The organism is Sinobaca sp. TMA16-18 (assembly GCF_059510535.1).
In genome coordinates this window covers 24,177-42,457 of the sequence record NZ_JCAKFM010000002.1, presented here as the reverse complement: position 1 = coordinate 42,457, position 18,281 = coordinate 24,177, and the positions used below count along the sequence as shown (strand labels likewise).

The 18,281-nt window shown below is 44.9% G+C and carries 22 protein-coding genes; 10 read left to right on the top strand and 12 right to left on the bottom strand.

The window, feature by feature from the left end:
* The first annotated feature begins 177 nt into the window (after positions 1-177).
* The gene (locus AC5W14_RS03985; RefSeq protein ID WP_496193716.1) at positions 178-501 is read left to right on the top strand and encodes a thioredoxin family protein; all 324 of its coding nucleotides are present in this window, start codon (positions 178-180) and stop codon (positions 499-501) included.
* 65 nt (positions 502-566) lie between these two features.
* Here the strand turns inward: AC5W14_RS03985 and AC5W14_RS03980 are convergent, their stop codons facing one another.
* Both AC5W14_RS03980 and AC5W14_RS03975 read right to left on the bottom strand, forming a co-directional pair.
* Positions 567-1,700, bottom strand: a complete 1,134-nt coding sequence (locus AC5W14_RS03980) for an alcohol dehydrogenase catalytic domain-containing protein (RefSeq protein ID WP_496060042.1) — start codon at positions 1,698-1,700, stop codon at positions 567-569.
* A gap of 150 nt (positions 1,701-1,850) precedes the next feature.
* Positions 1,851-2,168: a DUF3243 family protein gene (locus AC5W14_RS03975; protein WP_496060043.1), complete on the bottom strand. Its 318-nt coding sequence runs from the start codon at positions 2,166-2,168 to the stop codon at positions 1,851-1,853.
* Positions 2,169-2,624: 456 nt separating this feature from the next.
* Between AC5W14_RS03975 and AC5W14_RS03970 the strand changes: the two genes are divergently transcribed.
* From AC5W14_RS03970 to adhP, 3 genes are all read left to right on the top strand, one after another.
* The gene (locus tag AC5W14_RS03970; protein WP_496193939.1) at positions 2,625-3,092 is read left to right on the top strand and encodes a DUF2243 domain-containing protein; all 468 of its coding nucleotides are present in this window, start codon (positions 2,625-2,627) and stop codon (positions 3,090-3,092) included.
* Positions 3,092-3,886, top strand: coding sequence for a cytochrome c oxidase assembly protein (locus AC5W14_RS03965; protein WP_496193715.1), 795 nt, complete (start codon positions 3,092-3,094; stop codon positions 3,884-3,886). Before AC5W14_RS03970 ends, AC5W14_RS03965 begins: the two co-directional genes overlap by 1 nt.
* Positions 3,887-4,053: 167 nt before the next feature.
* On the top strand, positions 4,054-5,070 hold the full coding sequence (adhP, locus tag AC5W14_RS03960; protein ID WP_496060045.1) for an alcohol dehydrogenase AdhP: 1,017 nt from the start codon (positions 4,054-4,056) through the stop codon (positions 5,068-5,070).
* 43 nt (positions 5,071-5,113) lie between these two features.
* Here adhP and AC5W14_RS03955 read toward each other — a convergent pair whose 3' ends face one another.
* From AC5W14_RS03955 to AC5W14_RS03930, 6 genes are all read right to left on the bottom strand, one after another.
* On the bottom strand, positions 5,114-6,499 hold the full coding sequence (locus AC5W14_RS03955; protein ID WP_496060046.1) for a sigma-54-dependent transcriptional regulator: 1,386 nt from the start codon (positions 6,497-6,499) through the stop codon (positions 5,114-5,116).
* Positions 6,496-8,160: an ATP-binding protein gene (locus tag AC5W14_RS03950; RefSeq protein WP_496193714.1), complete on the bottom strand. Its 1,665-nt coding sequence runs from the start codon at positions 8,158-8,160 to the stop codon at positions 6,496-6,498. The genes AC5W14_RS03955 and AC5W14_RS03950 overlap by 4 nt, the downstream gene beginning before the upstream one ends.
* 12 nt (positions 8,161-8,172) lie before the next feature.
* Entirely contained in the window at positions 8,173-9,321 is a 1,149-nt protein-coding gene (locus AC5W14_RS03945; protein WP_496193713.1) for an iron-containing alcohol dehydrogenase, read from the bottom strand.
* A 122-nt stretch (positions 9,322-9,443) separates the two neighbouring features.
* On the bottom strand, positions 9,444-9,695 hold the full coding sequence (locus tag AC5W14_RS03940; RefSeq protein WP_496193712.1) for a hypothetical protein: 252 nt from the start codon (positions 9,693-9,695) through the stop codon (positions 9,444-9,446).
* Positions 9,696-9,756: 61 nt separating this feature from the next.
* Entirely contained in the window at positions 9,757-10,086 is a 330-nt protein-coding gene (locus tag AC5W14_RS03935; RefSeq protein ID WP_496193938.1) for a YhgE/Pip family protein, read from the bottom strand.
* A 2-nt stretch (positions 10,087-10,088) separates the two neighbouring features.
* Entirely contained in the window at positions 10,089-10,607 is a 519-nt protein-coding gene (locus AC5W14_RS03930) for an Rrf2 family transcriptional regulator (RefSeq protein WP_496193937.1), read from the bottom strand.
* Positions 10,608-10,958: 351 nt separating this feature from the next.
* Between AC5W14_RS03930 and AC5W14_RS03925 the strand changes: the two genes are divergently transcribed.
* Complete coding sequence (locus AC5W14_RS03925; RefSeq protein ID WP_496060049.1) at positions 10,959-11,816, top strand: STAS domain-containing protein; 858 nt, start codon at positions 10,959-10,961, stop codon at positions 11,814-11,816.
* A 27-nt stretch (positions 11,817-11,843) separates the two neighbouring features.
* Here the strand turns inward: AC5W14_RS03925 and AC5W14_RS03920 are convergent, their stop codons facing one another.
* Together AC5W14_RS03920 and AC5W14_RS03915 are read right to left on the bottom strand one after the other, a co-directional pair.
* A complete protein-coding gene (locus AC5W14_RS03920; RefSeq protein WP_496060050.1) occupies positions 11,844-12,758 on the bottom strand; it encodes an alpha/beta fold hydrolase in 915 nt (304 codons plus the stop codon).
* 11 nt (positions 12,759-12,769) lie between these two features.
* Positions 12,770-13,432, bottom strand: a complete 663-nt coding sequence (locus AC5W14_RS03915; RefSeq protein ID WP_496060051.1) for an SOS response-associated peptidase — start codon at positions 13,430-13,432, stop codon at positions 12,770-12,772.
* Positions 13,433-13,545: 113 nt separating this feature from the next.
* Here AC5W14_RS03915 and AC5W14_RS03910 point away from each other — a divergent pair, with 113 nt between their 5' ends.
* Complete coding sequence (locus AC5W14_RS03910) at positions 13,546-14,271, top strand: YwaF family protein (protein ID WP_496060052.1); 726 nt, start codon at positions 13,546-13,548, stop codon at positions 14,269-14,271.
* A 7-nt stretch (positions 14,272-14,278) separates the two neighbouring features.
* On the opposite strand, the gene AC5W14_RS03905 is transcribed toward AC5W14_RS03910, so the two are convergent.
* Complete coding sequence (locus AC5W14_RS03905) at positions 14,279-14,482, bottom strand: BshB3 potential contributor to bacillithiol synthesis (RefSeq protein WP_496060053.1); 204 nt, start codon at positions 14,480-14,482, stop codon at positions 14,279-14,281.
* Between the two features lie 200 nt (positions 14,483-14,682).
* Here AC5W14_RS03905 and AC5W14_RS03900 point away from each other — a divergent pair, with 200 nt between their 5' ends.
* The 4 genes from AC5W14_RS03900 to AC5W14_RS03885 all read left to right on the top strand — a co-directional run bounded on the left by AC5W14_RS03900 (position 14,683) and on the right by AC5W14_RS03885 (position 17,673).
* The gene (locus AC5W14_RS03900) at positions 14,683-14,901 is read left to right on the top strand and encodes a hypothetical protein (RefSeq protein ID WP_496193711.1); all 219 of its coding nucleotides are present in this window, start codon (positions 14,683-14,685) and stop codon (positions 14,899-14,901) included.
* 24 nt (positions 14,902-14,925) lie between these two features.
* Complete coding sequence (locus AC5W14_RS03895) at positions 14,926-15,396, top strand: hypothetical protein (RefSeq protein ID WP_496193710.1); 471 nt, start codon at positions 14,926-14,928, stop codon at positions 15,394-15,396.
* Between the two features lie 131 nt (positions 15,397-15,527).
* Positions 15,528-16,430: an ABC transporter ATP-binding protein gene (locus AC5W14_RS03890; RefSeq protein ID WP_496193709.1), complete on the top strand. Its 903-nt coding sequence runs from the start codon at positions 15,528-15,530 to the stop codon at positions 16,428-16,430.
* On the top strand, positions 16,423-17,673 hold the full coding sequence (locus AC5W14_RS03885; RefSeq protein ID WP_496060057.1) for an ABC transporter permease: 1,251 nt from the start codon (positions 16,423-16,425) through the stop codon (positions 17,671-17,673). The genes AC5W14_RS03890 and AC5W14_RS03885 overlap by 8 nt, the downstream gene beginning before the upstream one ends.
* 153 nt (positions 17,674-17,826) lie before the next feature.
* Here the strand turns inward: AC5W14_RS03885 and AC5W14_RS03880 are convergent, their stop codons facing one another.
* Positions 17,827-18,276, bottom strand: coding sequence for a glycosyl-4,4'-diaponeurosporenoate acyltransferase CrtO family protein (locus tag AC5W14_RS03880; RefSeq protein ID WP_496060058.1), 450 nt, complete (start codon positions 18,274-18,276; stop codon positions 17,827-17,829).
* Positions 18,277-18,281: the final 5 nt, after the last annotated feature.

Genomic DNA, 18,281 nt, shown 5'->3' with positions numbered 1-18,281 from the left:
TAACGCAGACGGCTTTTATTTGGATCACTTTCTTTTATGGAAAATTTCAATTGGTTCCTGAATCCCTTCTTATTATTGGGATTTATCCCTCGTTTATTTTTATAAACTTTTTCATTTAAGAGAAAACGACTGGTGTTTATGCTAAAATGAGGAAAACTTCTTTAAGGGGGCGTTATCATGCACGAAGCTATTACAGACAAACAGTCCTTTCAGGAAAAGATCGCAGCCAGCGAGCCGGTAGTGATCCATTTTTCTACAGACTGGTGTCCGGACTGCAGGCGTTTTGAAGCTTTCTTTCCTTCAGTGAAAGAAAAATTTTCAAATCTTCCTATGTATGAAGTCGATCGTGATAAACTTTCCGACATTGGCGAGGAATACGAAGTGCGTGGCATCCCGAGCCTTCTCGTATTTAAGGACGGCAGGAAAACAGCCCACCTGCACAGTGCAGATTTAAAATCTCCTGAAGATGCAGAGGAATTTCTTTCTAAGTATTTTGATTAATAACGTTAAAAAGCTCCAGATCAAAGGCATTCTGCCTTTGATCTGGAGCTTTTTTCATTCCTGCTTTATGGTTTAAGAATCACTTTAATATTACCGTCTTCCTTTTTATCAAAAATCCGGTATGCTTCTACTGCTTCTGAAAGAGGCATTGGATGGGTAATAATATCTGTTGGATCGATCAGCTTGTTTTCCACCATTTTGTACAGACTTGGCATCATATGGATAACCGGTGCCTGGCCCATTGTTAATGCAACGTTTCGGGTAAAGAAGTCCCCGAGTGGGAAATTATTCGCTTCTGTCCCATATACCCCTGTTAATTGAACAACACCAAATTTCTTTACAGCCTGTGATGCGGTAATGATCGGACTGATAGTTCCGAACTGATTGTCTCCTTCTGAGCCAAATGTTTCATTTGGCTGAACAGTTCCATCCATGCCGACACAGTCGATAACGACATCAGCACCACCTTTAGTATTTTCATGAAGAAGCTGACCGATGTTGTCAATTTCACTGAAGTTATACGTTTCTACATGGTTCGTACGCTTGGCATGCTCCAGACGATGAGGTACCTGGTCTACGGCAATAACTCTCGTTGCACCTTTTAACCAGGCAAACTTCTGCGTCATCAAGCCGATGGGCCCACAGCCAAGAATGATGACCGTATCTCCGTATTTCACGCCGCTGTTTTCCACACTCCAAAATGCCGTAGGAATGACGTCAGATAAAAACAATACACTTTCATCGCTTAACGTGCTGTTTTCCGGCACTTTAAATGAAGTGAAATCTGCATAGGGAACCCGCAGATACTCTGCCTGACCACCGGGAAAGCTGCCAAAGTCTTCTGAAAAACCAAACAGGCCGCCCATTTCCTGATGGGGGTTGGATGTATCGCACTGGCTTTCCATATCATGCGTACAGTAATGGCATTCACCGCACCCTATATTAAAAGGGATAACGACCCGGTCTCCTTTTTTCAAGGTTTTCACGTCGGGACCTACTTCTTCTACAATGCCCATTGGTTCATGGCCGATAATGTAATCTTTAGGAGCTGGAATACCCCCTTTATATAAATGAAGATCTGAACCGCAAATACCGGAGGCCGTGATTTTCACAATCATATCATCGTTTTTTTGAATTTTTGGAGCTTCCACTTCTTTTACTTCCATGTGCTCTTTCCCCTGTATCGTAACAGCTTTCATCGTATCTCTCCTCATAATAAGAATAAAATAACATTAGGCAGCAGGTGCCTTCTTTTCTGTCGAAAAGAGTATGTATAAATAGTCCTTTTCCTCTCCCTCTGCAGAAGAAAAGGCCTATTTCTTAATGCACGGCCAATACATCTTCATTTATTACGCGTTTCCCTCTTCTTTTGCCAGGCGAACGAGCACACGTGCAAGCGGACGCTTTTCTTCGTCGTCTGCTACGTTCCACATTTCATGAAGCAGCTTTTCTTCAGGGTTTTTAGGATCTTCTTTTTTATTAAGGTGTTCTGCGACACGCTCTGCGCCTTTAGCAAGCTGTTCTTCATTCAGGCCGACTTTTTCTCCCTTATGGATCTGCTTTTTCAAGTAATCCTGAAACCCCTGATAGCTGTCAAGAATATCCTGCTTTTTCTGTTCTGATGTTTGCTCCAGGCCTTCGTCTGCGTGCTTTTTTGGATCTGTCATAATAAAATTCCTCCTCTGAAATTATAAACACATAGTATTCAGTGTCTGTGGGCTCTCGTATGCTTTGTTTCGGCTGTTGTTTTCTTATCACCTCCTGTATGTACGCTGCTTGTCGAAAAGGGAGGGTAAAAAAAGCCGGAAAGAAGCTAAGTCTTCTTTCCGGCTTTACACGCGGCTCTATTGTCCGGTGATTCATATGCCTATAGGGTATTGGGTTGGATTATATATTGTTTTGGGTGTGCAATCGCAGTCAATAACTGAGGAAATTCATTGATTCGCCTTATGCTTACTTGTGTTCCCGTTATCTCTACTTTGAAACATTATCAGGTAAAGAAATCGCTTTCTTTTTACTTTTTTGTTTAGGAGGATTTATTAAAGGAAAAGGTTTATTATTTAACTACAGGCAAAATAAGGAGGGGTTGTCCAGTGGATACACATGCTTCACTTTCTTCATCCATGAAAGATAGAACCATAGAATATGCTGGAAGAAATCTGTTATCAGGATTTCTCTTTGGACTCGGCCTTGTCGCTTTTATAGATGAAATGGTTTTTCATCAGCTTCTTCATTGGCACCATTTTTATGATTTGTCCACTACAAGTGCCGGCTTAGTTTCTGACGGTATCTTCCACGCGTTCAGCTGGCTCGCTACGGTTGGTTCTCTCTTTATGGTAGCCGACCTGCGCAGACGAGGAGCATGGTGGATAAAGCGCTGGATTGGCGGGATTCTTGCCGGCGTCGGCCTTTTTAACTTATATGATGGCTTAATACACCATAAAGTAATGGGTATCCACCAGATCCGCTATGGCGTAGATCTACTGCCCTATGACCTGACGTGGAACATTTCAGCCGCCGTCATTCTGATTACAGGTCTCGTTATTATTTTCCAGACAAACAAAACAATTAAGCAAAAAGGCACCTCCTGATGCATGCACACCATGCCGCACTGGAATGGTGGCCGCAGATTGTTCTGGCCGCTCCCTTTGTTTTTCTTTTTGTATTGTATGGCGGCCTCTATGTTTTTTCGCTTCAAAAAGCAAAACCATGGCCTGTTTACCGGATGGTATTATGGAATACCGGTCTCGTCTTATGTTTAACTTCCGTTATCGGGCCGCTTGCCCGGGAGGCACATTCTGATTTCACAGCCCATATGACCGGACACCTTCTGCTCGGCATGGCCGGTCCTCTACTGCTTGTTCTTGGAGCGCCTATTACTCTGCTGCTCCGCACTCTTTCTACAGGGCAGGCAAGAAGAGTCACTGCTTTTCTAAAAAAACCTTGGATGCGCGTGCTGACCTATCCTCTCGTGCCTGCCCTACTGAATGTAGGAGGGCTTTGGCTTTTATACACCACCAGTCTCTACACGTTAATGCACGAATATATGCTGCTTCATATACTCATTCATCTGCATGTGTTTTTAGCCGGTTATTTCTTTACTGCGTCTATTATTTATATAGACCCCATGCCCCACCGGGTCAGTTTTCTCACCCGGGCTCTTGTCCTGATCGCAGCACTTGCGGGACACGGCATCTTGTCTAAGTACCTATATGCCAACCCTCCTGCCGGTGTTCCGGCAGAGCAGGCCCAGTCCGGAAGCATGCTGATGTACTATGGGGGCGACGCCGTAGATTTAGTTATTATCCTTATTCTCTGCTGGCACTGGTATAGTGCCGCACGACCGCGTTCCCTTGAAGCAAAGCAGATACCAACAGAATCATAAACAATTTTTTTGTATTTACAGCCGAAATATCGGCTGTTTTTTTATGTTTGATTTTCTATTATGGAAAAAACCCCTTTCTTATCCTTTATGAACGATTCCTGTACTTTGGCACGGCTCTTGCAGTAGTAATAGGCAGAACTACTATTCTTTTAAGGAGGGTTTCACCTATGAAAGCAGCAGTAGTAAATGAATTTAATCAAAAGCTTGAAATTAAGGACGTTCCAATGCCGGAATTGGATTACGGAGATATTCTAGTAAAGATACATTCCTGCGGTGTATGCCACACAGACCTTCACGCAGCCCACGGTGACTGGCCTGTTAAACCTAAGCTTCCTCTTATCCCGGGGCATGAGGGGGTAGGTACTATTGAAAAGGTAGCCGAAGGCGTAAAGTCTTTAAAAGTAGGCGACCGTGTTGGTATTCCTTGGCTCTATTCAGCCTGCGGAGAATGTGAGTTCTGCCTCTCCGGAAGGGAAACCCTCTGCCACGATCAGCTGAACGCCGGGTATTCTATCGATGGAGCCTACGCGGAATACTGCAAAGCACCTTCTGCCTATGTAGCAAAAATACCTGACAATCTGGGATTCGATGAAGTAGCTCCTCTTTTCTGCGCTGGAGTAACAACGTACAAAGCACTTAAAGTATCTGAAGCCAAACCAGGTGACTGGGTTGCTATTTTTGGAATCGGGGGGCTTGGCCACGTAGCCGTTCAATATGCCAAGGCTATGTCCTTAAAAGTGGTGGCTGTGGATATCCGCGATGATAAATTAGAGCTCGCCAAACAACTTGGTGCCGATGCCGTAATTAATGGAATGAACGAAGATCCAGGCGAAGCGATTATGGAGCGTTTCAACGGGGTTCAGGCAGCGATCAGCGTAGCAGTTAATGCAAAAGCATTTGAGCAGGCCTACCGCTCGGTTAAACGGGGCGGCACCCTCGTCGTCGTAGGACTGCCTGTCGGAGAACTTCCTATTCCTATTTTTGAAACCGTATTAAACGCCGTAAACGTCCGCGGTTCGATAGTAGGTACAAGAAAAGACCTTCAGGAATGCCTGACGCTCGCTTCTGAAGGGAAAATCCGCCCGATTATTGAAACAAGATCCCTTGATGATATTAATGAAGTATTTGACTCCATGGAACATGGGGACATCAATGGAAGAATTGTTTTGAAAATACACGAATAACAATCCGTACCGAAAACCTTCAGGGCTCCTCCCTGAAGGTTTTTTATTCGTTAAGCCAGTAGCGCAGTTTTCTTGTATTGACTCCAAGACGTTCTGCCGCTTTCTGCCTGTTTCCTCTCGTCATCATCAACGTATGGTCTATTACCTGCTGCACAGCCTTTTTTTCTGACTCCCTCATTTCATCTACCATTTCTTCAAGGGAGAGATAATCATCTGCTTCCAGCTGTTTTTTCAGTCCGGTCACCCACGCACTGGAAATGGGACCGGCTTCTTCCTCTGTATCGGCCAGGATCTTTCCATTTCCATGAAATAGGATATGCTCTGCCTCAATTTGTTCGTCTGCATGGGCGGAGGCTCTCGCCAGCACGTTCACAAGCTCCCGGATATTACCCGGCCAGGCATGGTTTTGCAGCTTTCTCAATGCTTCTTGACTTATTCGTACGGTATCCGGTGCCTCTTTTAGAAGCATTGCTTCCACCAGTTCGGGAATGTCTTCTTTTCTTTCTCGTAAAGGAGGTATTGTCAGCCGGACGACTTCCAGACGATAGAGTAGATCCTCCCGAAAGTCCCCTGCTTCCACAGCTTCGTGAAGGGAACGATTTGTAGCAGCGATAATTCTTGCACTACTCTGCACAGAGCGCTCTCCTCCTACACGGAAAAACTCTTTTGATTCCAGTACGCGCAGTAGTTTCACCTGGGTGGATAAAGATGCTTCGCCTATTTCATCAAGCAGAAGCGTACCGCCTTTGGCCATTTCAAAGAAACCCTTTCGGACTTTCTGCGCGCCCGTAAAAGCACCTGCTTCATGGCCGAACAGTTCACTTTCAATCACATTCTCCGGCAGTGCCCCAAAGTTCACTCCGAGAAACGGCCTTTCCTTTCCCCCTGCTGCTTCATGAATGAAACGGGCGACTACCTCTTTTCCGCTTCCCGTTTCCCCGTCAATTAAAATTGTCAGCGGTTTAGGCGCAAACCGGGAGGCAAGGCGCACAAGCTCCTGCATCGCTTTGCTTTTCCCGATAATCAAGCCGCTTTTTTTCGCAGCCTGTTCGACAGCATTTGTATACGCAATGGTATCTTTTCGATTTACTTTTTCTTCAAGAAGCGCTATATTTTCAAACGGCTTTTCGATATAATCTTCTGCTCCCAGCTTAATCGCTTCGACGGCTGACTCAATTGTGCTGTATCCCGTCATCACAATACATCGGCAGCCGGGCTGCTGAAGCCTTATTTCCTTAAGCAGCCGGAGGCCGTTCGTATCCGGAAGCTTAATATCTATAAAAGCAATATCAAATTTTTCCCATGACAGCATAAGCTGATGAAACTCTTTTCCGTTCCGGGCCAGATAAATGGTATGTTCTTCAGCCTCCAGCAGATACGTAAAGAAATCTCCTATGTCTTTATCATCGTCCACAATTAATATATTCACGCCCGGCCCTCCTTTTGTGCTAGTTTTGGAAACCTCAGCTCAAACGTACTTCCATTTCCGCCTGTGCTTGTTACAACCAGGCTGCCTCCATTTCGTTCTGCCAGGTCCCTGCTTATTGAAAGACCGAGTCCGGTGCCGCTTTGTTTTTCTTTTGTTGTGAAAAATGGCGTAAAAATCGTATCTTTTTTGTCTGTCGGAATCCCACACCCGTTATCTTCTACAAACAAGCTGACGTATTCCGGCATATGACGGGTTATCAGCGTAATATACCTTGGCTCCGCTTTCTCTGTTAACGCATCTTTTGCGTTGAGAAGCAGATTGATAATAATCTGGCCGATTTGATGGGGACTGGCTTCGACCAGCGGGATATCTTTTGAGAAACGCCGTTCAATTTGGATATGTTCCCGTTCGATTTGAAAGCCTATCAAACTCAGGACGTCTTCTACAGATTCATTCAGACAGCATTCTGTACTTTCTTCCTTTTCCTGACGGGAGAAAGAGAGCAGGTTGCTGATAATCCCCTGGCATCTTTTCCCGCCTCTTTCAATCGCGTCTGCCAGTTCCCGGGGCCTGCCATCTTCTGACAGCTGACGTTTTAAAATCTGCGTGTTTCCAATAACGGCAGTAAGAGGACTGTTCAATTCATGCGCGACCCCGGCAGCCATTTCGCCTATGGCGGCCAGCTGGCCGGAATGCTGAAGCTGCGCCTGCGTTCTGATTTTTTCCGTAATATCTTTAATGTAAATCAGCAGTCCTTTCATTTCACCCGCCTCCCCCCGGACCGGATACGTCTGGATGTCACACATGCTGCCGTTCTTTAAGCTCATTTGGTAATTTTTCATGGACTGCGTATGATAGCTTTCTTCTATCGGGCAGAACGAGTGGCCTTCCGGAAATAAGACGTCGTGGCAGCGAAGGCCGATCATACTGGCAGGCGGTTTGCCGAAAAAATGATGGGAGGCCTGATTGCAGCGGATAATCCGGTGGTCCGTATCAGCAAGCAGAAGCAGGTCTGCTACCGCTTGAAACGTTTCTTCCCATTCTTTTTTGCTTGCGGATACTTCCCGATAAAGCCTGGAATTTTCCACCATCACCGCAATATGGTCGGAAAGCTGGCGGAAAAAAGTAATATCCGAATAGTCATAAGGCATGCGTTCTGCTGTAGCAAAGGTCAGCACACCAATCGTAGATGTTTTCATCCTCAGGGGGATCACGCAGGCATGATACAGGCTATGATCAGCGAGCGTCTGCTCTTCGACAAAACGATAGGAGCCTCCGGGTTCCCATTCATGAATGACAATAAGGCCCTGGTTGATTGCTTTCCAGTAGATCGACCGGTCATGCGGAAGGTGCAGCCCGACTTCTTCCTCCTCAACGGAAATCGGATAGATACTTTGAAGCGTCATCATATCGTCTTCAATCAAGGAGATGCTGACACGGTCGATCGGATATAGTTCATAAATGGTTTCTAAAATATGCTGAAGGGATCTTTCCATCGTTCCTGTCAGCTGAAAGCCTTTTGCTACTTCATTAAGTATTTCAAGCTTTTGATTTTTCTTCTCCAGCTCACCAATTGTTTTTTTTAAATCGGTATAGTAGCTTTTTTTCGAAGCTTTAACCCCTGTCAGTTTCTCAATAACACTTTCCTTTTCTGTAAACATAGAGCTCCCCCTTTACTCATAAGCTTTTTGGAACAAGGCTTCTATATCCTGCAGTGTCACATCTCTTGGATTGGTTACCATGCATGCATCTTCAAGAGCGGTAAGAGCCATCTTATTAAAGTCAGGGTTATTCAGACCGACTTCTTTCAATGTTTTGGGAGCACCAATGTCATCGGCAAGCGAGCGCAGGGCCCGAATCCCAAAGCGTCCTTTTTCCATCTTTTCATCGGTGCAGGCCGCCGCTCCCAGAATGTCTCCTATCTCTGCAAAGCGGGAAGGAGAAGCAATCAGGTTAAATTCCATCACGTGCGGAAGCAGAATACTGTTAATTTCTCCATGAGGAAGCTCATAGCGTCCTCCAATTGCATGGGACATCGCATGAACCGCTCCCAGGATGGCATTGGAGAAAGCAAGCCCCGCCTGCAGACTGGCCATGGCCATGGAACGCTTGGCTTCCAGGTTGGTATGAGATGCTGTAGAAGGCCGCAGGTTAGCCGCGGCCAGCTTAAGTGCATTTAGAGCGTGTACATCGGTAAGAGGGGTCGCCGCCACGCTGACATACGCTTCAATCGCGTGGGAGATAGCGTCCAATCCGGTTGCTGCTGTCAGCAGATGGTCTTTAGTCATTAATACAAAAGGATCGACGATAGCAATATCAGGAACGAGGGATTTGGAGACAATGGTCATTTTCTTTTTTCGTTTAGGATCAATAATAATCGAAAATTGCGACACTTCGGACCCTGACCCCGCAGTGGTCGGCACCATTATCGTCGGCGGCAGCGGACTGTGTATATGGTCCACTCCCTCGTAGTCTTCGATACTCCCTCCGTTGCTTACGATAATAGCCACCGCTTTCGCTACATCCAAAGCACTTCCGCCCCCAACCCCGAGTACGGCATCGCACTTCTCTTCTCTATATAAGGCTGCGCCTTTCTCTACCTGCTGCGAACCCGGATTGGTTGTTACTTCTTCGTACAAGGTATGAGCAAGTCCTGTTTCTTCTATTTTCTCCACAGCCTGATCCGTCCATCCGGCAGCTTTCACACCGGGATCGCTGACGACAAGAATACGCTGCGCCCCCAACCGCAGAAAACTCTCTCCAATTTGATGAATAGCATGATCTCCAAAAATGATTTCCGGTGCCATAAATTTCGTAATCATCGGTTCACCTCATCTGCTTTTATGAATGCGCTTTTATATGTAGTATACCACCGGTTTTGGATTTCTATTCTTTCCTGTTCAAAACAAAAAGAACCTCCTGTCTAAAGGAGGCTCTTACATCATTAAGAAGAAACCGGTTCTGCCCTCCAACGTTTCGCTTTCCATGTGAAATAAATGATGGGTGCCATATGGAAAATAAGGAAAATTTCTGTTAGTACAAGCAGTTCCGTTGTTACGGGTCCGTTAAGAAAAAGGGCTTCCCTATAGGCGGACACCGCGTAGGCCATCGGAAGAAACGGACTGATATGACGGAAGAAATCGGTAAGCAGTTCTACCGGCATCGTCCCGCCTGCTGCCGTCAGCTGTAAAATCATTAGAATTCACACGATTCCTGTGCTTAACTCTTCCGTACCGGCAGCAAAATCGGTAATCTTTTCAAAAGAAGCTTCCCCGGAAACCTTCGGAAGAGAAGCCGAGATTTGAGAAGCTAAAGAACCGCTTTTGATTCGTAAACGTCCAGTCCAGCTCATCGTTTTCTTTTAAATTATCTATCGCTTCCCGGCCAATGCTTAATGTTTCTCCCTCATAGTCTGCAGGCCTGTCTTTGTTGGCAACAGCAACAGGCAGCTGATCCGCATTTCCGAACGGATCCCAGGCTCCCCGTAAAAAAATACCGGCATAAATAAGAGGGATAAGAATAACAGCAAGCACCACTATCCGTATTTTCCGATCATGCAGTAAATGGCGCCATTCCGCATTTATCATTTTCACTCGGCATCGTCTCCTAATTGCACTTTCCGGCGCAGTGCCTGGATGTCCTCGTGAGCCGGCTTTTGGTTCCAGTCAATAGTTCTGAATTGGTCTATTCCAATAATTTGTTTAAGCACATCTGCGACCGTTACTTTTTTTAAAGTCGAAAAATAATTCTCCTGCTCTTCGGCGAAAATGTCGTTTAACAAGGCTTCCCCTTCCGGAGCTACTTCTGACTCCGGAAATGCCAGGGGAATTAACCCGTTCAATTCTATAAAAGGCGTATCCTCTTCAATGGCTACAAACACATCATAGATCGTTATGTCACTCGCCGGTCTCGTCAGCCGAATCCCTCCCTGATTTCCCGGCACGGAAACAATCAGTTCCTGCACCACCAGTTTTCTTAACATCTTTTTCAAGTAAGACGATGATACTTTCAGCTTGGAACTGATCACCTCACTGCTGACTAATTTATGTTCTTCCTGTGTAGAAATTATTGCCAGAATACAAGCGGCCTGTTCTACTCCCATTTTCATTTTCACAGCACTCATCCTTTTTTATTATTATGGATACATTATGGATAATATTTGTCTACAAAACTACTTAGATTGTTGAGACATCATTCGATCACATATATCTATACATGATCTTGAATCCTTTAGAAAGTCTATCCACAAGGAAGAAAACAGAGGGACACCCCTGCGGACAGCAACCCCTGTACAGACTTTTGTATAAAATACGTATATTCCGCCTTTTTCTACAGCCTGTCCTGTTTTTTCTCATAAATCCTTTTCATAGAAAAAAAAGCCGGAAAGTGATATATTCAATTCCATATGCCGATAATTCATTTTATTATCAGGCACCAGCAGTGAAGGGAGTTACCGCACGTGCCAAATGAATATAATTTACATTCTTCAGATTTCACTTCGTTGAAGTCTGTGTCGCAGAAAATATTCAGTATTATAAGTGAGCGTTTAAATGTAAACACCGCTTATGTTGCCCTGCGAGGCGATAAAAGCATGACCGCTATCAGCTCCTACAACGCAAAAGATCTTATCGTACCGGAAGGGTATTCGCTGGATCATTCAGATACCTACTGTCAAATGATTTTATCAGAAAAAAACCACTCTTTTTTTACAAACAATGTGAACGAAGAAGATGTAATGAAACATTTAAAAATAACGGATGAATTTAAAGTGAAAGGTTTTCTGGGTGTGACGCTTTTTGATTTGGAAGGTAATGTATTCGGCACTCTTTGTGTGATGGACAGAGAAAAAAACAACTTCACCGATAAAGATGTTGCTTACTTAAAATCAATGGCAGAGATTCTTTCCCATATTATTGAATTGGACCGAACCAAATTTAATATGGGATTCTTAAATGTACCTATCATTCCGATCACGAAAGGTGTTTCCATCCTTAGTATTCAAGGTATTGTAGATGAACACCGGGCAGACAAAATCACCCAGTCCGTTTTAAACTACGGTGCTTCTCATCATATTAACTATTTTATTATTGATTTATCCGGGTTAATTATATTGGACGGTGTTTTCCCCCGGGTATTGATCGACCTCGTTAAATCGCTTAAATTGATGGGGATTGAAGCGATTCTTACCGGTATTTCACCCGAGTTTGCCCAAAATCAGGCTGGAGCCGTATCGCTGCTGCAGTTAAATATTAAAATTGTGCACAGTCTGGAAACAGCTCTAAAGCACATAGGGTTTACTCTTTCTGAACACAAATAAAGCCGGGGCGGCAAATGCCCCGGCTTTTTATTTTGAAAATAGATCAGCTGTAAATGCCTGAATGTACCCATGCATGACGTCCGGCTGTTCTTCCGGAACATAGTGCCCGCAGTTTTTTACTTCTTCCGCCATCACAATCGAAGACGCTTTCTGCTTCCAAATGTCCACCACCGGCTGGCCCGCTAAATTTCCAGTGTCTCCCCAAAGCAGCATGACCGGCACTTCCACCTTTACTTCGTTCTTTTGTTTCTCTCGATACCTGGGTAGATCTACTTGATAAGAGGCCCGGTAATCATTTAATGCGGCCTGCACAGATCCTTTTTTCTGCCATGTGCGGAGATACTCTTCCCACGCCCCGTCCGCTTTAAAAGCATCCATTAACCGGGGAGAGCGTTTGAAGAAAAACTCTAAATACGTTTCTTCTTTGCCTTCAATTAGAGTCTCCGGTACATCCGGCACCACTTGGAATATCCAATGCCAGTATTTCTCTGCCGCTTCACCAGCTGTAAGGTTGTCATAAATATATTCGAGCGGCAGAATATCGATCAGGCCGGCGCCGGCAAGCTTTTCCGGGTAGTCCAGAGCATACCTTCTGGTAACACGCGCTCCCCGGTCATGACCGATCATCGCGACATTTTCAAGTCCCAGCAGCTGCACCAGTCCGTGTACATCCGCCGCCATTTGCTCGTTGTCATACGAGTGGAGTCCTTCCGGCCTGCTTGAATCCCCGTACCCTCGTAAATCCATAGCCAGTACATAATGATCCGCTGCCAGCTTAGGAATAAGATCCCTCCATATCAGCCAGCTCTGCGGAAATCCGTGAAGCAGCAGCACAGGGGAGGCCGTATTGGTACCAGCCTGCACATAATGAACCGTTATCCCATTTACTTCTGCATATTGATGATCCCATTCTTCTGCTGTGTATTTTTTCTGCCGTGACATAGTGGGCCTCCTTATTGTTTTTCTATTAGGTCGGGAGTGTTATTTTTAGGGCTGTTTACTGCACGGCTTACCGGATATGCGTTCATTTGGTTACTGTCGTAAGGCTCGAGCATTGCTTTTGCTTCTTCTTTCGACGTATCGGGATGCAGCCACGCTTCTCTCCGGCTCTTCGGGATAATTACCGGCATCCGGTGGTGAAGGTCTTTCATTAAATCGTTTGCTTCTGTCGTAATAATGGTGCAGGAAGTAATCGTTTCTTCTTCCCCTTCCCACCTGTCCCAGAGTCCGGCGAACGTAAAAATACTTTCATCGTTTACCGTAATACGATACGGCTGCTTTTCTTTTCCTTCTTTTTTCCATTCGTAAAAACTGTCAGCTATCACCAGGCAGCGTCTCCGCTCCAGCAGTTTTTTAAAAGAAGGCTTTTCGTCTACTGTTTCCGCTCTGGCGTTAATCATTTTATGACCGATAGAAGGATCGCGGGACCAGGATGGTACAAGACCCCACTTCAAAAAACCAGCCTTCGTTTGATCATGGCTCGAAGCAATGGTCAAAACAAGCTGAGTGGGAGCCACATTGTAATTTGGCGGGATTTCAGGAATAGCCGTCCCTGTTTCCTGTTCAATGTCTATGGAAGATGAATATAACGTAAATCTGCCGCACAATGCTATCACCTCTTTTTTTGCTTCTATACCCTATTTTTTACAAGCATATCCCCGTTCAGCGGTTAAAATTTTCCAAAAAAGGTTATGGGAAAGAAAAGAGACGTATAAAAGGGGGGCTTTTCATGTGGTGGATGGAATTTCATCATGATGGGCCGGGGTTCGATTCGTTCGGTCCTGCTCATCTTTTCGTATTTGCGTTTGTTATTTTAAGCTGTATGATCCTTCTGGTCTGGCGGCGGCCGCTTCGCCAATCGCAGGCCTTTCAGAAAACTTTCTGCTGGAGTGCTGTTGCGTTTCTTCTGCTGGCAGAAATATGGCTGCACACCTGGTATGCAATAGAAGGGGTCTGGGACGTTCGATTTGCTCTACCTTTAAAGCTAAGCAGCTTTGCCTGGATGGCAGTTGTTGCCATGCTCTTGACAAAAGGCCCTTCCTTTTGGACGGCGTTTGCTTTTTATGCCGGCACAACGAGTGCCTTTCTGACATTGATTTTTCCGGATATCGATAACTACGGCTTCCCTCACCTGCGCTTTCTGCATTTTTTTATAACACATGGTCTTTTGATTATAGCGGTATTTTATAAGCTTATTATTGAAAGAACCCCTGTAACCTTTCGTTCTCTTTTTCCTGTCTGGCTTGTAATGAATGGACTGGCGGCCATTGTATTTTCCGTAAACACCCTGACGGGCGGAAATTATATGTATTTAATGGAAAAGCCGCCTTCCCCGACGCCGTTTGACTGGCTCGGAGAATGGCCTTACTACCTCATTACGCTTCAGCCTCTCGCAGTCGGGCTTTTCATGCTGATGTACGCGTTTTACCACTATGCTGTGAAGCGCTGGCAGTAGAGCGTTATTAGGAAAAAACTGCCATGCTGGCAGCAATTCCTACCAGAATCACCAAGATAGGCAGAATAATAATATAGAGCACCAGCATATTGGACGTGCTTTTGCCGGAATCGTACTTTTTGTCTTCTTCGTCCGTTATTTTTGTTAAACCCAGCGTAATCGCAGTAGCAGCAATTCCGATAAGAATTATCAATATAATCGCAATATTCATCGTACTCTCCTCTCCCTGTCTACTGGGATCTCTTCAACCTTTTTCGCTGTTGTCTTCTATAAGTCCTGCCCGGAAAACCTTTTAGTTGCCGGGCAGATTTATGATAAGATTAATTTACAATTTATTCTATAAATAGAAAAATGTTTTTAAACAGACTCTCTTTTTTATTATACCATCCGTTTGAACGAAGGAGCCGCGCTATGCCTATTGGTCCATTTATTTTATTTCATGCAGTCATTTTTCTATTCGCTTTTTTTGTTTCGTTTGCTGCCTCCTCCCGGTTCAAAAAGCGGTACATAATTATTCCTTTCTTTCTGTTCTTTTTGTTGTTTCAAGGTATTCCCGCGGCTATTGCCGCCCTGGTCGCTTCTTATTCAGGCTGCCGGGCCGGCCGGCGAAGACTTGAGCAGTCCCGGTAATTTCTCTACAGCGAGGTGTATCGAATGAAAAGAAGATTTGATCCGTCTAAGTGGCAGCTGAGATTTGGTGGTCTTTTTCTTACTGTGATCTATCTGGGAACAGCTTCTGTCATAGAGTATATCGTCGATGATCCGGTTACGGGAGTGGCTTATGGATACATCGGCGGATTGATTCCCTTAGTCGGGATATCTATTTATGCAGACACCCGCTTGAAGAAAACGACTGAAAAATCATTATCCCAGGCGGATAAAGATTTTGATCTGAAGCCGGATATGCTGGCTGCCATTTTAGTTTATGCAGGAGCTTTTTTCTTTGTTTACTACTATTTTGATTTCCCTTTAAGGGATGTAACCATCCAGGCTTCCCTGTTCGCCGGCGGCACTGTCCTTTCCTTTGTTTTTTATATTATCCGGATGAAAGGAAAAGGGTATCAGCTCGAAGACGGACACTGGGTTAATAGAGAAAAAGATACCGATCACGATCAGGCTTGTTAAAAACCTTTAACCTTTTAACTGTATATAATAATATACCAAAAGAATTGATATTATTTTTGCATTCCATCATAGTAAAAGAAGACAGAAACTGTCTAAGCTGTTCCAACTACTACGGCCAGGAGGTATGACCATTGACGCTCGTTATTGACAATGTCACGAAACGATTCGGCTCTCATCAAGCAGTAGATGGGGTGTCGTTATCTGTAGAAAAAGGCAGCATGTTTGGCATGCTTGGAGCGAATGGAGCCGGCAAAACCACTACGTTCCGCATGATTCTCGGACTGCTTGATCCCACTTCAGGCTCCGTGACCTGGGACGGCCGCCCTCTCTCCTATAAGCGCACCAATTTAATTGGATACCTGCCGGAAGAAAGAGGTCTTTATCCCAAGCTGACAGTAAAAGAACAGATTATTTACTTAATGCGTCTGAAAGGGATGAAAAAAACCAGTATCATTCCCGCCCTTCAAGAATGGCTCGAAACGTTTCAAGTACCAGAGTATGAGAACAAAAAAATTGAAGAATTATCCAAAGGAAACCAGCAGAAAATCCAGTTTATTGCAGCTGTCCTACATAAACCCGAGCTTTTGATTTTAGATGAACCCTTCAGCGGGCTCGATCCCGTAAACACCGATATGCTGAAGCAGGCTGTGCAGCATATCCAGCAGCAAGGCACGACTATTGTTTTTTCCAGCCATCAAATGAAAAACGTAGAAGAAATGTGTGAAGACTTGATTATGCTAAAGCGCGGAAAAGCCGTACTGCAAGGAAACCTGCGGGACATAAAGCGTTCCTACGGCGTGAAAAATATATCGGTGCAGGCGGACTACGACCTGGCTTTTCTTCATGAGGTTCCCGGCGTGCTGGACCTGCAGCAGCATAAAGACGGTGCCGTGCTGCGGGTCCAGGATGAGACCATTGCAGAACCTGTCTTTCAGCGCATTGCTGAAAAAGGATTCGTGCGTAAATTCGAAGTCGAACAGCCCAGCCTGCACGATATCTTTATTGATAAGGCAGGTGTAGAAAACGATGAATAATTTCTGGATTACCGTTGCCCATACGATGACAAAACGCGTACGCTCCAAATCCTTTTTCTGGTCGAGCCTTGTTACCATTGTGCTTGTTATAGGATTAATGAACGCTGCCGGCATATTGTCCTCTTTTTCCGATGACGAGGCCGGGGAACGGTCGAACATAGCGGTTATTGATAATACATCAGAAGAGGAAGAAATGGGAGCAGCTCTCGCTTCCTATGAAGAAAGCTCTTTTGCCTATGAAAATTATTCCGGTACAGAAGAAGAGGCCATGGCTTCAGCAGAAGAGGAAGAATATGCTTTTGTACTGACTCTGGAAGGAGAACCGTCTGAACTGAACGCCGTCTTATACGGAAGCGAAAGCGATTTTCAGGATGGCCAGGTCATTAACCAGGATGTACAGCGCATTAAAGAAGGGTTTGTTACAAACGAGCTGAACCTTGACGGGCAGCAGCTCGCCACCATCTACGAGCCGGTATCGTTTTCCGAGCAGCCTCTCACTGAAGGCGCGGAAGTGCAGACCGAAGAAGCTCATAATCAAGCCTATTGGATGGTGTATGCCCTTGTCTTTGCAATTTACCTGCTCGTTATTATGTTTGGATCGATGATCGCAACGGAAGTAGCTACTGAAAAATCCTCCAGGGTGATGGAATTAATTGTTTCCAGCGTTAACCCTATTACACAGATGTTTGGAAAGCTTGTCGGTATCGGTATTGTCGGTTTGTTGAATATAGCCGTACTGGCTGTCGCCGCGCTTATCGGAGATGCCATCAGCGGTGATAACATTCTGGAAGGCTTATTCAGTGAAGCCATTGAAGTATCCCTGCTTTTATACGCTTTGCTTTTCATTGTACTCGGCTATTTCCTCTATGGCGGTATCGCCGCTATGCTGGGAGCGCTTGTCAGTCGGGCAGAAGAAGTAAATCAGGCGATCCAGCCGCTCATCTACGTAGCTATGGTTGCATTTTTTATAGCCATTTTCGGCTTGAATGCTCCGGATGCAACGATCATTCAAATTCTATCGTATATTCCCTTTTTCACGCCACAGCTGCTTTTCTTAAGAATCGGTATGACTACGGTTCCGACATGGGAAATCATCTTGATCATTACCATTCTTACCGCCAGTGCTTTTTTTATCAACATGCTGGCTGCCAGAATATACAAAGGCGGCGTGCTGATGTACGGCAGGTTCTCTATTAAAAATGGCATGAAGCAGGCATTTACTATTTCTAAAAAAGAAAAATAACATAAAAAAAACCGGAAGCGTTTTTTCTCCCGGTTTTTTTGCTATATCTCATCTTTTAAATTTCCATTTATTGTATAAAAAATGATGGAAATTTACAGTCTTTCTTTATTTTCCCACACTATCATCGTTGAAGGCATTGGCCTTTCATTTCCTCTAGGCACGTTTTTCTTTCCAGCGCTGCAGCCGTCCCCGATTGTAACGTTGAATCATAATAAAGGGCAGATTAAAGCAGAACGCGTAAACAATCATAATCCAGCCGACCCATGGTTCATTAAACAAGAAAAAAAGAGGAGCCGGAAGGATCTGCAGCCAATGTGAAAGCTCGGAGCGGTTTGCTTCCGTATGAAATGCTGCAACGTCTTCCGCCTTTCGCAGACGCAGCGTACTTTTGGGAATACCAAGCTTTGTCCAGGTGCTGGCTTCCGGGAGACGGTGCTTCCATTTCTTTATTTTAAGCGCATCGTATACCCGCCCATTATTTTCCCATTTTCGAATTTTATACAGCCATGGAAAAGAAGCTATGACAGAGGGAGGGAGAAAATACACGGCAGTTCCAATGCTTAAATGAATACAAAGCCATGCCGCTGCATTTATCCAAATCATTTTAA

Coding starts and splice junctions, on each gene's coding strand:
- AC5W14_RS03975 (WP_496060043.1), bottom strand. CDS start 2,168: ATGACAGATCCAAAAAAGCACGCAGACGAAGGCCTGGAGCAAACATCA.
- AC5W14_RS03935 (WP_496193938.1), bottom strand. CDS start 10,086: ATGATAAATGCGGAATGGCGCCATTTACTGCATGATCGGAAAATACGG.
- AC5W14_RS03985 (WP_496193716.1), top strand. CDS start 178: ATGCACGAAGCTATTACAGACAAACAGTCCTTTCAGGAAAAGATCGCA.
- AC5W14_RS03950 (WP_496193714.1), bottom strand. CDS start 8,160: ATGTTTACAGAAAAGGAAAGTGTTATTGAGAAACTGACAGGGGTTAAA.
- AC5W14_RS03900 (WP_496193711.1), top strand. CDS start 14,683: ATGCCTATTGGTCCATTTATTTTATTTCATGCAGTCATTTTTCTATTC.
- AC5W14_RS03885 (WP_496060057.1), top strand. CDS start 16,423: ATGAATAATTTCTGGATTACCGTTGCCCATACGATGACAAAACGCGTA.
- AC5W14_RS03980 (WP_496060042.1), bottom strand. CDS start 1,700: ATGAAAGCTGTTACGATACAGGGGAAAGAGCACATGGAAGTAAAAGAA.
- AC5W14_RS03945 (WP_496193713.1), bottom strand. CDS start 9,321: ATGATTACGAAATTTATGGCACCGGAAATCATTTTTGGAGATCATGCT.
- AC5W14_RS03965 (WP_496193715.1), top strand. CDS start 3,092: ATGCATGCACACCATGCCGCACTGGAATGGTGGCCGCAGATTGTTCTG.
- AC5W14_RS03880 (WP_496060058.1), bottom strand. CDS start 18,276: ATGATTTGGATAAATGCAGCGGCATGGCTTTGTATTCATTTAAGCATT.
- AC5W14_RS03910 (WP_496060052.1), top strand. CDS start 13,546: ATGTGGTGGATGGAATTTCATCATGATGGGCCGGGGTTCGATTCGTTC.
- adhP (WP_496060045.1), top strand. CDS start 4,054: ATGAAAGCAGCAGTAGTAAATGAATTTAATCAAAAGCTTGAAATTAAG.
- AC5W14_RS03895 (WP_496193710.1), top strand. CDS start 14,926: ATGAAAAGAAGATTTGATCCGTCTAAGTGGCAGCTGAGATTTGGTGGT.
- AC5W14_RS03940 (WP_496193712.1), bottom strand. CDS start 9,695: ATGATTTTACAGCTGACGGCAGCAGGCGGGACGATGCCGGTAGAACTG.
- AC5W14_RS03970 (WP_496193939.1), top strand. CDS start 2,625: ATGAAAGATAGAACCATAGAATATGCTGGAAGAAATCTGTTATCAGGA.
- AC5W14_RS03905 (WP_496060053.1), bottom strand. CDS start 14,482: ATGAATATTGCGATTATATTGATAATTCTTATCGGAATTGCTGCTACT.
- AC5W14_RS03930 (WP_496193937.1), bottom strand. CDS start 10,607: ATGAAAATGGGAGTAGAACAGGCCGCTTGTATTCTGGCAATAATTTCT.
- AC5W14_RS03920 (WP_496060050.1), bottom strand. CDS start 12,758: ATGTCACGGCAGAAAAAATACACAGCAGAAGAATGGGATCATCAATAT.